Below are 13317 nucleotides of genomic sequence, written 5' to 3'. Positions count from 1 at the left end.
GTACGGCCGCATCAACCGATCGGTTGATGCCGGATCGAGCGCGACGGGCGATGTGGCGGCGGGGCCCGGCGCGGGACGCTGCCGCCATGTCCGTCATCGAAGTCAGCGAACTGCGCAAGTCCTACGGCGGCCGGGCCGTCGTCGACGGTGTCTCCTTCGCCGTCGAGGAGGGCGAGATCTTCGGCATCCTCGGCCCGAACGGCGCCGGCAAGACCACCACCGTCGAGTGCGTGGAGGGTCTGAGGGTCCCCGACGCGGGCCGCGTCCGGGTCACCGGGCTCGACCCCGTCGCCGACCACGCGCGTGTGTCCCGCGTTCTCGGCGCCCAGCTTCAGGAGAGCGAACTCCAGGCCAAGCTCACCGTCCGCGAGGCCCTGGAGCTCTACAGCACGTTCTACGACAAGCCGCTCGACTGGCGGCCGCTGGCCGAGCGGCTCGGGCTCACCCACAAGCTCACCACCCGGTTCGGCAGGCTGTCCGGCGGCCAGAAACAGCGCCTGTTCATCGCGCTCGCCCTCGTCGGCAACCCCCGGGTCGTCGTCCTGGACGAGCTGACCACCGGCCTCGATCCGCGCGCCCGCCGCGACACCTGGGACCTCATCGAGGACATTCGCGCGAACGGTGTCACCGTCCTGCTGGTCACCCACTTCATGGAGGAGGCGCAGCGGCTCTGCGACCGGATCGCCGTCATCGACAAGGGCCGGATCGTCGCCCTGGACACCCCGGCCGGGCTCATCCAGCGCTCGGCGGGCGCCACCGTCATCAGCTTCACCCCGTCCGCCCCGCTCGACGCGCACGAGCTCAACGCGCTGCCCGACCTCGCCTCGATCGAGGACCGGGACGGCCGTCTCACCCTGTCCGGCACCGACGAGACCGTGAACGCCGTGATCACCCTGCTCGCCCGCCGACACGTCACCGCCCACCAGCTCCGCGTCGTGGACGCCACCCTCGACGACGCCTTCCTCGACCTGACCCAGGAGGCCACGGCATGAACACCGCCGTACTGCGGACCGAGGCCCGTCTCTTCCGCCGCGAACCGGGCGCCCTCTTCTGGATCCTGCTGTTCCCGACCCTGCTCCTGGTCATCCTCGGCTCGATCCCGTCCTTCCGGCACCACGACGCCGACCTCGGCGGCCTCAGGACCATCGACGTCTACGTCCCCGTGGCGGTGCTCCTCGGTCTGATCGTCGGCGGCCTGCAGTCCATGCCGCAGGCCCTCACCGGCTACCGCGAGCGCGGCATCCTGCGCCGCGTGTCCACCACCCCGGTCCGCCCGACCGCCCTGCTCACCGCGCAGATGACCGTCTACGGCGGTGCCGCCCTGGCGTCCGCGCTGCTCGCTCTCCTCGTCGGCCGGTTCGCCTTCGCCGTACGGCTGCCCGAGCAGCCCCTCGGATACCTGCTCGCGCTCGTCCTCGCCGTGCTGGTCGCCCTCGCGCTCGGCGCGGTGGTCTCCGCGCTGTCGCGGACCACGAAGATCGCCGGTGCCGTCGGGTCGGCCGTGTTCTTCCCGGCGATGTTCTGCGCGGGTGTGTGGGCGCCGGTGCAGACCATGCCGGACGTGCTCGCCCGGATCGTCGGGTACACGCCGTTCGGCGCGGCGGCCGAGGCCCTGAACCGGGCCGCGGCCGGCGACTGGCCGGGCTGGACCCACCTCGGCGTGCTCGTCGCCTGGACGGTGCTGCTCACGGCCGCCGCGTCGCGCTGGTTCCGCTGGGAGTAGGGGGGGCAGACCCGTGCGAACCGCCGTGCAGACTGAGGACATGACCGTGGTGGACACACAGATCGAGCGGCGCCTGGAGCAGCTGCACATCTGGGGGCCGTACGCGCTGCTCGGCGTCAGTACCGTCCTCGCGGTCGTCTCCGCGGACCTGATGGACGGCCCCGCCGAGTGGTACACCGCCGGGGCCCTGGTCACCGCCGCGATCGTGCTCCAGGTGTGGTGGCACGGCACCCGGCACCGCCGCGCCGACCGCGGCCGCAGCCCCTCCCGGGCCGGGACGGCGTACTACGCCGTCCGCTGGGCGATCGCCTTCGGCCTCACCTGGATCAACCCGTTCTTCGCGTTCTACGCCGCCACCGGCTACATGGACGCCGACGAGCTGATCCCCGGCAGGTGGCGGCGGCTCGGACTGTTCGCGAGCGCGGTCACCGTGGCGGGCGCGCAGGTCGGCGGACTGCCGGTGAGCAGCACCGCCCAGTGGCTCGGGTTCGCCGGGCTCCTGGTCGTCAACTTCGGCCTCCAGGCGTTCGTCGCCCACATCACCGAGCAGGAGGAACAGCGCTCCAGGGAGCGCGCCTCGACCATCGAGGCCCTCCAGCAGGCGCTCGACGAGAACGCCGCCCTGCACGCCCAACTCCTCGTCCAGGCAAGGGAAGCGGGCATCGCCGACGAGCGCAGGCGGCTCGCCGCCGAGATCCACGACACCCTCGCCCAGGGCCTGACCGGGATCATCGCCCAGCTCCAGGTCGTCGTGAACACGCCCGACGAGAAGCAGGCCCGCGAGCATGTCCACCGGGCCATGGACCTCGCCCGGCACAGCCTCGGCGAGGCCCGTCGCTCGGTGCACAACCTCGCGCCCGTCGCCCTGGAACACGACGGGCTGCCCCAGGCGTTGAAGAACACCGTCGCCGACTGGCGCGAACGGACCGGTGTCCGCGCCGAGTTCACCGTCACCGGAGCCACCGAGCAGCTTCACGACGAGGTCTCGGCCACCCTTTTGCGCATCGCGCAGGAAGCCCTCTCCAACGCCTCCCGGCACGCCGGCGCGGGCCGCCTCGGCGTCACCCTGACCTTCCTGGGCGACGAGGTCATCCTCGACATCCGTGACGACGGCGTCGGCTTCGACCCCCTCGCCCTCCCGCCCCGCACCCGCGCCGGGGGCTTCGGTCTCGACGGCATGCGGGCCCGCGCCGAACGCATCGCGGGCTCCCTCACCGTCGAGTCCGAACCGGGCCACGGCACCGCGCTGTCGGCTCGCGTACCGTTGGTCCGCCATGACCGGTGACATCTCCGTGCTGATCGTCGACGACCATCCCGTCGTACGGGACGGTCTGCGCGGCATGTTCGAGTCCGCGCCCGGATTCGCCGTCCTCGGCGAGGCGTCCAACGGCGTCGAGGCCGTCGAGCGGGCCGCCGCGCTCGACCCCGACGTGATCCTGATGGACCTGCGGATGCCGGGCGGCGGTGGGGTGGACGCCATCCGCGAGCTGACCCGCGCCCGGGCCCGCGCGAAGGTCCTCGTCCTGACGACGTACGACACGGACTCCGACACCCTGCCCGCCATCGAGGCGGGAGCGACCGGCTACCTCCTCAAGGACGCCCCGCGCGACGAACTGTTCACGGCGGTGCGGGCCGCGGCGGAGGGCCGTACGGTCCTCTCGCCGGCCGTCGCCTCCCGCCTGGTCTCCGCGGTCCGTGCCCCCGGCGCACCCGGCAACGAACCCCTCTCCGCCCGTGAGCGCGAGGTACTGGCCCTGGTCGCCAAGGGCACGTCCAACCGCGAGATCGCCCGCGAACTGTTCATCAGCGAGGCGACCGTGAAGACCCATCTCACCCACCTGTACGCCAAGTTGGGCGTCAAGGACCGCGCGGCGGCCGTGGCGACGGCATACGAGCGGGGAATCCTCGGCTAGCGCCCGCCGACCTGCCTCAGCCGACCTTCAGCAGCAGAACGGCCCGCGCCGGCACCGTGATCGACGCCCCCGCCCGATGGACCACCCCCGGCGCCTCACCCTGCTCCTCCCTCGACGTGTCGACGACCACCTCGTACCGCTCCGCCCACGGCGGCCCCGGCAGCAGGAAGCTCACCGGCCGGTCCCCGGCGTGCAGCACGGCGAGGAAGCTGTCGTCGACGATCGGCGCCCCGCGCTCGTCCCGGCCGGGGATGTCCCGTCCCGACAGATACATGCCGAGGCTGGCGGCGGGCGCGTACCAGTCCCGTTCCGTCATCTCCGTGCCGCGGGCGGTGAACCAGGCCAGGTCGCGCAGGCCGTCCGCGGAGTGCGCGCGGCCGGAGAAGAAGGCGCGGCGGCGCAGGACGGGGTGACGGTGGCGCAGTTCGATGAGCCGGGAGGTCAGGTCGCGCAGGGCCTTCCAGCCGGGGTCCTCCAGCAGCCCCCAGTCCACCCAGCTGATCTCGTTGTCCTGGCAGTAGGCGTTGTTGTTGCCGCGCTGGGTGCGGCCCAGTTCGTCGCCCGCGACCAGCATGGGCACGCCCGTCGACAGCAGCAGCGTGGTGAGCAGGTTCCTCAACTGCCGCCGCCTGAGCGCCCGTACGCGCTCGTCGTCCGTCTCCCCTTCCGTGCCGCAGTTCCACGCCCGGTTGTCGTCCGTGCCGTCCCGGTTGCCCTCGCCGTTCGCCTCGTTGTGCTTCCTCTCGTACGACACCAGGTCCCGCAGGGTGAAACCGTCGTGCGCGGTGATGAAGTTGACCGAGGCGTACGGCCGCCGCCCGCCCCACGCGTACAGGTCGCTGGAGCCCGACAGCCGGTAGCCCAGGTCCCGTACGTCCGGCAGCGCGCCGCGCCAGAAATCCCGTACGGCGTTGCGGTAGCGGTCGTTCCACTCTGTCCACAGGGGTGGGAAGGCGCCCACCTGATAGCCCCCGGAGCCCACGTCCCACGGCTCGGCGATCAGCTTCACGCGCCTGAGCACCGGGTCCTGGGCGATGACCGCGAGGAACGGGGACAGCATGTCGACGTCGTGCATGGAACGCGCCAGCGCGGCGGCCAGGTCGAAGCGGAAGCCGTCCACGCCCATCTCCGTCACCCAGTAGCGCAGGGAGTCGGTGATGAGCCGCAGGACATGCGGTTGGACGACATGCAGGGTGTTGCCGCAGCCGGTGTAGTCCGCGTACCTCCTCGCATCCGACTGGAGCCGGTAGTAACCCCGGTTGTCGATGCCCTTCAGGGACAGCGTGGGGCCCAGCTCGCCCGCCTCCGCCGTGTGGTTGTAGACCACGTCGAGGATGACCTCTATCCCGGCGGCGTGCAGCGCGCGCACCATGCGCTTGAACTCGCCGACCTGCTGGCCCGTCGTACCGGAGGCGGCGTAGCCCGCGTGGGGCGCGAAGTAGCCGATGGAGTTGTAGCCCCAGTAGTTCTTGAGACCGCGGCGCAGCAGGTGGTCCTCGTGGGCGAACTGGTGGACGGGGAGCAGTTCCACGGCCGTGACGCCGAGCTTCACGAGGTGCTCGATCGCGGCGGGGTGCGCCAACCCGGCGTACGTCCCGCGCAGTTCCTCGGGGATGCCGGGGTGCAGCGCGGTGAAGCCCCGCACATGGACCTCGTAGATCACCGAGTCCGCCCACGGAGTCTTCGGCCTGCGGTCCTCCGCCCAGTCGTCGTCGTCATGGACGACCACGCCCTTCGGGACGTACGGCGCTGAATCGCGGTCGTCCCGCACGGTGTCCGCGACCTGCTGCTGGGGCCAGTCGCGGACATGGCCGTACACCTCGGGCGGCAAACTGAAGTCGCCGTCCACCGCACGGGCGTACGGGTCGAGGAGCAGCTTCGCCGGGTTCCAGCGGGCGCCGGTCCACGGGTCCCAGCGGCCGTGCACCCGGAAGCCGTAGCGCTGGCCGGGCATGACGCCGGGCACGAAGCCGTGCCAGATCTCGTGCGTGAGCTCGGTGAGCCGGGCCCGGGTCTCCTTGCCGTCCGCGTCGAACAGACACAGCTCGACGGCCTCGGCGCCACCCGCCCACAGCGCGAAGTTGGTCCCCGCCACCCCGTCCGGACCGACCCGGAACCGGGCGCCCAACGGCGTCGGCGCACCGGGCCACACCGGCACGGCCGGTACCGCCCGCCGGGCGCCGTTCACCAGCGCGGCGGGGCGCCCCTCGGCGGCTTCCGTCACCGCCTCCTGCTCGGCTGCGCTGGACACCGGTCGGCCTCCCACGGCTCGTGGAACGAGGTGGAAAAGAGCGCACGGCGTCCCGCCGCGGCACCCCCTCACGTCGTTCTCCCCACTGTTCTGCCCACCGCTTGCCTCGCACTCACGTTTCCCCGTGCCGGGCTGATGGGCGGAGTCTGCGGGGGGAGAGTGAAGGGCGCCGCCCACCCACGCGCAGCCGAGCCGACAACCACCCCGATCCTCACCCGCTCCACGAGGACGCCGACCACCGGCCACGCCCGTCGGCCGGAGGGCGGGCCGAGCGTCGGCCAAGTGGGTGTGCTGGTGGGCCGGACGTCGGGTTTCTCGTCGGGGCGGCTCGTACTCACGTTTCCCCGGGGTGGGCCGGTCGTTGGGGTTTTCGTGAGGTATGGACATGGGCGCGCTCGGCGCGTGGCGGCCGCTTCGGCCGCCGTACTGACATGGGCAGGACTGCTGGCCGGAGCCGTCGGCTGTACGGCGGACGGGGGTGGCGGGATCGGGGGCGTCGGCGGGTTCGGGAAGCCTCCCGCGCCCGAGGACGTCATCCGGGTCGCTCCCGACGACGGCACGAGGGGCGTGCCGCCCGAGGAGAGATTCCGGGTCCGGGTGCCCAGCGGGCGCCTGGAGTCGGTCAGGGTCGTCAAGGCCCAGGACGCGCAGGAGTTCCCGGTGCCCGGGCACATCTCCGACGACGGTCTGCGCTGGGAACCCGACGACGCACGGCTGGCGCTGGCCGCCAAGTACACCGTCGACGCGGTCGCGCTCGACGCCCACGGCCGCCGCTCGGCCCGGCACACCACGTTCACCACCTACGTCCCGGACGAGCGCTTCATCGGGTACGTCACCCCGGAGAACCGCTCCACCGTCGGCACCGGGATGATCGTCTCCCTGGAGTTCAACCGGGAGATCGAGAACCGCGCCGCCGTCGAACGCGCCGTGCACGTCACCTCGAAGCCGCACGTCGAGATCCGCCCGCACTGGTTCGGCAACGGCCGCCTCGACTTCCGCCCCGAGCACTACTGGACGCCGGGCACCCGCGTGACGGTCGCGCTCCGGCTCCGCGATGTGGAGGGCGCGTCCGGCGTCTACGGCCTCCAGTACCGGACCTTCTCCTTCACCGTCGGCCGCAGCCAGGTCTCCCTCGTCGACGCGGCCCGGCACACCATGCAGGTCAGAAGGGACGGCGACCTGCTCGCCACGGTGCCGATCACCGCCGGCGCCCCGAAGACGACCACGTACAACGGCAAGATGGTCGTCACCGAGATGCTGGAAGTGACCCGCATGAACAGCCGCACGGTCGGCTTCGGCGGCGAGTACGACATCCCGGACGTGCCGCACGCCCTGCGCCTGACCGACTCCGGCACCTTCGTGCACGGCAACTACTGGGCGCCCACCGCCCCCGGCAAGGTCAATGTCAGCCACGGCTGTGTGGGCCTCAGGGACGTGAAGGGCGGCAGTTCGGACACGCCCGCGGGCTGGTTCTTCGACCGCAGCCTCGTCGGGGACGTCGTCGAGGTCGTCCACAGCAATGACAAAAAGGTCGCTCCCGACAATGGACTCGGGGGATGGAATATGGGCTGGAAGGAGTGGAAGGCGGGCAGTGCGGTGAAGTAACCCGACAGGGGGGCGGCTTGGCGCAACTTTCCGTTGAAGTTGGGACGGAATGGTGACCTTGGACTTACACGATGCTCAAAAGTCTGCGGTTAATATTCGCCAACGCGTGCGTAGAACGCGCAGGGGAGCGGGCCTGACCTGGCCCTTCGAGGGGAGAAACACTTGAACGTGCGACCGATATCGGGGGCGTCGGTTGACGCGCGGGGGCGCGGCAGCAAAGGGCTGCTGGCGCTGATACTCGGCGTTCTGCTACTGGCCGTCACCGCCTGCGGCGGGGGGGATTCCGGTTCCGGTGACGCCAAGGCGGAGAAGGGTGACTCGTCCGCCACCGGGACCAAGCAGTCCGAGGCGGTCGTCGCCATCACCCCGAAGGACGGCGCGAAGTCCGTCGACACCAGTGGCGTCCTCAAGGTCGGCGCCACCCAGGGCAAGTTGACCGAGGTCCAGGTCAAGGACGCCAAGGGCACCGCGATAGCCGGGAAGATAGCCGCGGACGGCGCCTCCTGGACGCCGTCCACCCACCTCGCCTCCGGCACCAAGTACTCGGTGCACGCGGTCGCCAAGGACGCCGAGGGCCGTACGGCCGCCGAGGACTCCAGCTTCACCACCCTGACCCCGAAGAACACGTTCATCGGTACCTTCACGCCCGAGGACGGCTCGACGGTCGGCGTCGGAATGCCGTTCTCCATCCGCTTCACCCGGGGCATCACCAGCCCCGAGGACGTTGAGAAGGCCATCACGATCAAGACCACGCCGGCCGTCGACGTCGAGGGCCACTGGTTCGGCAACGACCGCCTGGACTTCCGTCCCGAGCAGTACTGGAAGGAAGGCACCAAGGTCACCGTCGACCTCGACCTGAACGGGGTCGAGGGCCGCGACGGCGTCTACGGCAAGCAGAACAAGACCGTCTCCTTCACCGTCGGCCGCAACCAGGTCTCCGTCGTGGACGCCGAGAAGCACACGATGAGGATCACCCAGGACGGCAAGACCGTCAGGACCCTCAAGGTCACCACCGGCAAGCCCGGTTACGACACCTGGAACGGCCAGATGGTCATCAGTGAGAAGCTCGCCGTGACCCGGATGAACGGCGAAACGGTCGGCTACGGCGGCGAGTACGACATCAAGGACGTCCCGCACGCCGCCCGCCTCACCGACTCCGGCACCTTCATCCACGGCAACTACTGGGGCGGCGACGCCTTCGGCAACTACAACGCCAGCCACGGTTGTGTGGGCCTGCGGGACGTCAAGGGCGGTTACGACAGCGGGGTGCCGGCCGCCTGGTTCTTCAACCACTCGATGATCGGCGACGTGGTCGTGGTCAAGAACTCCGACGACGCGACGGTCGCACCGGAGAACGGCCTCAACGGCTGGAACATGTCGTGGGAGAAGTGGAAGGCGTAGTCCTTACGACGGTCGGGCGGCCCCGGTGCTGTGAGAAACGGCACCGGGGCCGTCGCCGTTAGTGAGCGTTAACCTGCTGGCATGACCGTGAATCTCGAAGTCGCCGAAGGCGTCGGCACCATCCGTCTCGACCGCCCGCCCATGAACGCGCTGGACGTGGCCACCCAGGACCGGCTGAAGGAGCTCGCCGAGGAGGCGACCCGGCGCGCGGACGTGCGCGCGGTGATCGTGTACGGCGGGGAGAAGGTGTTCGCGGCCGGCGCGGACATCAAGGAGATGCAGAACATGGACCACACCGCGATGGTCCTGCGCGCCCGCGCCCTGCAGGACTCGTTCACGGCGGTGGCCCGCATCCCCAAGCCCGTCGTCGCGGCCATCACCGGCTACGCCTTGGGTGGCGGCTGCGAACTCGCCCTGTGCGCGGACTTCCGGATCGCCGCCGAGAACGCCAAGCTGGGGCAGCCGGAGATCCTGCTCGGCCTGATCCCCGGCGCGGGCGGCACCCAGCGGCTGGCCCGGCTGGTCGGCCCCTCCAAGGCGAAGGACCTGATCTTCACGGGCCGTATGGTCAAGGCCGACGAGGCGCTGACGCTCGGCCTCGTGGACCGGGTCGTGCCCGCCGACGAGGTGTACGCCGAGGCGCACGCCTGGGCGGCCAAGCTCGCGCAGGGGCCGGCGATCGCACTGCGCGCCGCGAAGGAGTCGATCGACACGGGCCTGGAGACCGACATCGAGACGGGCCTGGCGGTGGAACGCAACTGGTTCGCAGGTCTGTTCGCCACGGAGGACCGCGAGCGGGGCATGAAGAGCTTCGTCGAGGAGGGCCCCGGCAAGGCGAAATTCCTCTGAACCCCTTGCAATTGACGCGACGTCTGATCCGGGTCCCTCGATGGGGCGGTTTATGGGAGCCTTAAAGCAACCTTAAGTCTGCCTTGTCGAGGGAGTCCGTCGATTGCCTCCCAGTGAGCCTCCGCCGCAGGTCAGAAAGGCTGCTGAAGCCGCCGAAGTGCCTGTGGCATATGCCGGTCGCCCTCGTCGGAGCGACGCATTCCGGGGGGCGTATTCGTCAGGAACGGCCCCGGCGGGCGCTGTGGGCGGCCATGATGGGGGCATGGCGGGGCTGGAGGGTTTCGAACAGCCGCGGGGAGACGGCCGTGTGACGGCGGCGCGCTGGTCTCCGGCGGTCGAGGACGAGCACGCACTGAAGGCGCTCGAACTGTTCGGAAACCCCACGGAGGCCGAGGTACCGCTGCCGTCCCGGCCGGAGTCCGCGGCCGCCGCGCGGCGCCTGACCCAGGTGATCGTTCTGCGGCACTGGGGGCTCACCCCGAAGATGACCGAGGACGCGGTCTTACTCGTGTCCGAACTGGTCGGCAACGCGGTCCGGCACACGGGGGCGCGGGTCTTCGGTCTCCGGATGCGGCGTCGGCGGGGGTGGATCCGCATAGAGGTCCGCGACCCGTCGCGCGGACTGCCCTGTCTGATGCCGGTGCAGGAGATGGACCTCAGCGGGCGAGGGCTGTTCCTGGTGGACAAGCTGTCGGACCGATGGGGCGTCGACCTGCTGCCTCGGGGCAAGACGACGTGGTTCGAGATGCGGGTGACCGACAGGTAGCCGGTGGGTCGAAGCCGGTGGGTCGAACGCCGGTGGGTCGATCAGCAGCAATCTCCGACACAACCCCTTAAATGGGGCGGGTGACCGCTACCGATCGTCGGGCAGTGCTCCTCGCTACCGCTGGGCTGGCGTTGGCCACGGGATGTGCGACCAGGAAGGCCGTCGCTCACCCCGTCCACTCCGCCAGCGGAGCCCCGGCCCTGCCCGCCCTGCCCGCCCAGCTCACCCACGGCCCCCGCGACCGCCCCCGGGTCGCCTTCACCTTCCACGGCGGTGGCGATCCCGCCACCGCCCGCGCCCTGCTCACCGAGGCCGAGAAACACGGGGCACGCGTCACCGTGCTCGCCGTGGGCACCTGGCTCGACGCCCACCCCGACATCGCCCGGCGCATCCTCGACGGTGGGCACGACCTCGGCAACCACACCCTCCGCCACCTCGACATCAACGCGATGTCCGAGGCCGAGGTCAGAGCAGAGATCAGCGGCTGCGCCGAACGGATCCGGCGGCTCACCGGATCGGTCGGGACCTGGTTCCGCCCCTCCCGTACGCCCACCGCCTCACCCCTCGTCACACGGCTGGCCCGGGAGGCCGGCTACCCCCACGTCCTCTCCTACGACGTCGACTCCCTCGACTTCACCTCGCCCGGTGCCGCCGCCGTCGCCCGCAAGGTACTCGCCGAGATCCGCGAAGGGTCCGTCGTGAGCCTGCACTTCGGGTACGACGACACGGTCGCCGCCCTCCCCGTCGTACTGGAAGAACTCGACCGGCGCGGCCTGGCCGCGGTGACCACCACGGAGTTGTTCAGCTGATGCCTCCCACCCCCCTGAAGCGTCACCTCGTGAAGAGCACCCTGATCGCGGGCGCCGCGTTCGTCGCCCTCGCCGCCTGCGGCACCGGGGCCAAGGACGGGGCGGACCAGGCTCTCGGCACCAAGGCGGCCGTCCCCGCCCCGGTGAAACCGGTGCGCAAGCCGGTCCACGGCCTGCCCGGGATGCCGCCCGTCCTCGACCCGCGGGACGTCTACGCGGCGGACCGGCCGAACAAGCTGTCACCGGTGGTCAAGGACTTCCCGTCGCGGATCTATGTGCCCAACACCGAGTCCGACACCGTCTCCGTGATCGACCCGAAGACGTACGAGGTCGTCGAGACGATCCGGGTCGGGCGGCAGCCCCAGCACGTCGTGCCCTCCTGGGACATGAAGACCCTCTGGGTCAACAACGACCGCGGGAACACCCTGACGCCCATCGACCCGAGGACGGGGAAGGCGGGCAAGCCCGTCGAGGTGCACGACCCGTACAACCTCTACTTCACGCCCAACGGCAAGTACGCCGTCGTGATGGCCTCCCTCGACCGCGAGCTCGTCTTCCGCGACCCGCACACCATGGAGCGGGTCAGGACCGTGCCGGTCAGCTGTTACGGCGTCAACCACGCCGACTTCTCTCTGGACGGGAGGTACTTCATCGTGTCCTGCGAGTTCAGCGGGGAGCTGCTGAAGGTCGACACCGAGACGATGAAGGTGATCGGACAGGAGAAGCTCCCCTTCCACGGGGCCATGCCGCAGGACGTCAAGGTCTCGCCGGACGGGAAGCGGTTCTACGTCGCGGACATGATGGCCGACGGGATGTGGGTCCTGGACGGCGACACGTTCGGCAAGCCGACCCTGCTGCCCACCGGCAAGGGCGCCCACGGCCTCTACGTCAGCCGCGACTCCCGCGAGATGTACGTCTCCAACCGGGGCGAGGGGACCGTCTCCGTCTTCGACTTCGCCGAGAACAGGCTCACCAAGAAGTGGCGCCTCCCCGACGGCGGCAGCCCCGACATGGGCGGCGTCTCCGCCGACGGCAAGGTCCTGTGGCTGTCCGGCCGCTACAACGCCGAGGTCTACGCCATCGACACCCGCACCGGCGCCCAGCTCGCCCGCGTCAGGGTCGGCAGCGGACCGCACGGGCTCGCGGTGTACCCGCAGCCGGGGCGGTACTCACTCGGGCACACCGGCATCTTCCGCTGAGCCGTGGGTGACCCGCGGGGCCGCGGCGAGCAGCAGCGCCTCCGCGCCCACCGGACGGTAACCGGCCGCCTGGAACGCCCGCATGCTGCGGGCGTTCCCCGGCGAGACCTGGGCCCACAGCGGCTCCTCGACGAGCTGCCTCGCCGCGGTCACCAGCGCACGCCCCAGCCCCCGGTGCCGTACGTCCTCGTCCACCTCGACCGAGACCTCCAGACGGCCGCCGATGCCGCGCCCCGTCACCAGCACCCCGCCCTCCGCCGTCCAGGCACGAATGTCGTCGCGGCGTCTGCGGGCGTACGCGACACGGGGATGGTTCGCGTCCTCGATCTCCCTCAGCGCGAGCGGCGGTCGGCCCGGGAGCGGGTCGCCGACCAGCATCGCGTCGATGGTCTCGGACCTGCGCCCGGTCCGGTCCTGGAAGGCGGTCAGGAACCGCGGGTTCATGGTCGCGGCCAGCGCGTCGCAGTCCAGGCCGCGCAGGGTGGCGTGCACCCACTCGGGATCCTCGTCGGTGAAGACGACCGAGTGCGCCGTGAAGGACAGCACGCCCGCGTCCCGGTGGCACGCCTGCGGTACGACCGTCGTGCCGCCGTCCGCGGGCGGGAAGACCCCCTGGGCCGCCGCGTCGAGAATGTCCCGCAAGGTCTCCATCACACCGCTCCCCGAGTCCGCACCCACTGCACGGTCCACACTCGCAGAGATGATCGAGGACGGCACCGCGGTTTCCACGGGTGGTCGCCGCACCGGAGGTCGGTGCGGGCGGCTAATCTGACCTGCGGCAGCAAGCCAGCAGGACACCAC

Annotated in this window: 12 protein-coding genes; 10 read left to right on the top strand and 2 right to left on the bottom strand. The window is 70.8% G+C overall.

The window, feature by feature from the left end; genetic code table 11:
• The first annotated feature begins 86 nt into the window (after nt 1-86).
• From ABZT02_RS39955 to ABZT02_RS39940, 4 genes are read left to right on the top strand one after another with little or no spacing between them, the layout of a single operon-like run.
• The gene (locus ABZT02_RS39955) at nt 87-992 is read left to right on the top strand and encodes an ABC transporter ATP-binding protein (protein WP_356026925.1); all 906 of its coding nucleotides are present in this window, start codon (nt 87-89) and stop codon (nt 990-992) included.
• A complete protein-coding gene (locus ABZT02_RS39950) occupies nt 989-1723 on the top strand; it encodes an ABC transporter permease (protein WP_356026923.1) in 735 nt (244 codons plus the stop codon). The genes ABZT02_RS39955 and ABZT02_RS39950 overlap by 4 nt, the downstream gene beginning before the upstream one ends.
• A gap of 40 nt (nt 1724-1763) precedes the next feature.
• Complete coding sequence (locus ABZT02_RS39945) at nt 1764-3008, top strand: sensor histidine kinase (RefSeq protein ID WP_356026921.1); 1245 nt, start codon at nt 1764-1766, stop codon at nt 3006-3008.
• Nucleotides 2998-3636 (top strand): response regulator transcription factor, encoded by a 639-nt coding sequence (locus tag ABZT02_RS39940; protein WP_356026919.1) that lies wholly within the window; start codon nt 2998-3000, stop codon nt 3634-3636. Before ABZT02_RS39945 ends, ABZT02_RS39940 begins: the two co-directional genes overlap by 11 nt.
• A gap of 16 nt (nt 3637-3652) precedes the next feature.
• Here the strand turns inward: ABZT02_RS39940 and glgX are convergent, their stop codons facing one another.
• Nucleotides 3653-5887: a glycogen debranching protein GlgX gene (gene glgX / locus ABZT02_RS39935; RefSeq protein ID WP_356026916.1), complete on the bottom strand. Its 2235-nt coding sequence runs from the start codon at nt 5885-5887 to the stop codon at nt 3653-3655.
• Nucleotides 5888-6259: 372 nt separating this feature from the next.
• Between glgX and ABZT02_RS39930 the strand changes: the two genes are divergently transcribed.
• From ABZT02_RS39930 to ABZT02_RS39905, 6 genes are all read left to right on the top strand, one after another.
• Entirely contained in the window at nt 6260-7492 is a 1233-nt protein-coding gene (locus tag ABZT02_RS39930; protein ID WP_356026913.1) for an Ig-like domain-containing protein, read from the top strand.
• Nucleotides 7493-7654: 162 nt separating this feature from the next.
• The gene (locus ABZT02_RS39925; RefSeq protein ID WP_356026911.1) at nt 7655-8893 is read left to right on the top strand and encodes an Ig-like domain-containing protein; all 1239 of its coding nucleotides are present in this window, start codon (nt 7655-7657) and stop codon (nt 8891-8893) included.
• Nucleotides 8894-8974: 81 nt separating this feature from the next.
• The gene (locus ABZT02_RS39920; protein ID WP_356026909.1) at nt 8975-9742 is read left to right on the top strand and encodes an enoyl-CoA hydratase-related protein; all 768 of its coding nucleotides are present in this window, start codon (nt 8975-8977) and stop codon (nt 9740-9742) included.
• Nucleotides 9743-10004: 262 nt separating this feature from the next.
• Nucleotides 10005-10508, top strand: coding sequence for an ATP-binding protein (locus tag ABZT02_RS39915; protein WP_356026906.1), 504 nt, complete (start codon nt 10005-10007; stop codon nt 10506-10508).
• 71 nt (nt 10509-10579) lie between these two features.
• Nucleotides 10580-11317 (top strand): polysaccharide deacetylase family protein, encoded by a 738-nt coding sequence (locus tag ABZT02_RS39910; RefSeq protein WP_356026904.1) that lies wholly within the window; start codon nt 10580-10582, stop codon nt 11315-11317.
• Nucleotides 11317-12516 (top strand): YncE family protein, encoded by a 1200-nt coding sequence (locus tag ABZT02_RS39905; RefSeq protein ID WP_356026902.1) that lies wholly within the window; start codon nt 11317-11319, stop codon nt 12514-12516. The genes ABZT02_RS39910 and ABZT02_RS39905 overlap by 1 nt, the downstream gene beginning before the upstream one ends.
• Here ABZT02_RS39905 and ABZT02_RS39900 read toward each other — a convergent pair.
• On the bottom strand, nt 12487-13167 hold the full coding sequence (locus tag ABZT02_RS39900; protein ID WP_356026899.1) for a GNAT family N-acetyltransferase: 681 nt from the start codon (nt 13165-13167) through the stop codon (nt 12487-12489). The genes ABZT02_RS39905 and ABZT02_RS39900 overlap by 30 nt on opposite strands.
• Between the last annotated feature and the right edge of the window lie 150 nt (nt 13168-13317).

The organism is Streptomyces sp. NPDC005402 (genome assembly GCF_040606575.1).
Taxonomy (GTDB): Bacteria; Actinomycetota; Actinomycetes; order Streptomycetales; family Streptomycetaceae; genus Streptomyces.
This window is presented reverse-complemented; position numbering and strand designations above follow the sequence as displayed.

Coding starts and splice junctions, on each gene's coding strand:
- ABZT02_RS39955 (WP_356026925.1), top strand. CDS start 87: ATGTCCGTCATCGAAGTCAGCGAACTGCGCAAGTCCTACGGCGGCCGG.
- ABZT02_RS39950 (WP_356026923.1), top strand. CDS start 989: ATGAACACCGCCGTACTGCGGACCGAGGCCCGTCTCTTCCGCCGCGAA.
- ABZT02_RS39945 (WP_356026921.1), top strand. CDS start 1,764: ATGACCGTGGTGGACACACAGATCGAGCGGCGCCTGGAGCAGCTGCAC.
- ABZT02_RS39940 (WP_356026919.1), top strand. CDS start 2,998: ATGACCGGTGACATCTCCGTGCTGATCGTCGACGACCATCCCGTCGTA.
- ABZT02_RS39920 (WP_356026909.1), top strand. CDS start 8,975: ATGACCGTGAATCTCGAAGTCGCCGAAGGCGTCGGCACCATCCGTCTC.
- ABZT02_RS39915 (WP_356026906.1), top strand. CDS start 10,005: ATGGCGGGGCTGGAGGGTTTCGAACAGCCGCGGGGAGACGGCCGTGTG.
- ABZT02_RS39910 (WP_356026904.1), top strand. CDS start 10,580: ATGGGGCGGGTGACCGCTACCGATCGTCGGGCAGTGCTCCTCGCTACC.
- ABZT02_RS39905 (WP_356026902.1), top strand. CDS start 11,317: ATGCCTCCCACCCCCCTGAAGCGTCACCTCGTGAAGAGCACCCTGATC.
- ABZT02_RS39900 (WP_356026899.1), bottom strand. CDS start 13,167: ATGGAGACCTTGCGGGACATTCTCGACGCGGCGGCCCAGGGGGTCTTC.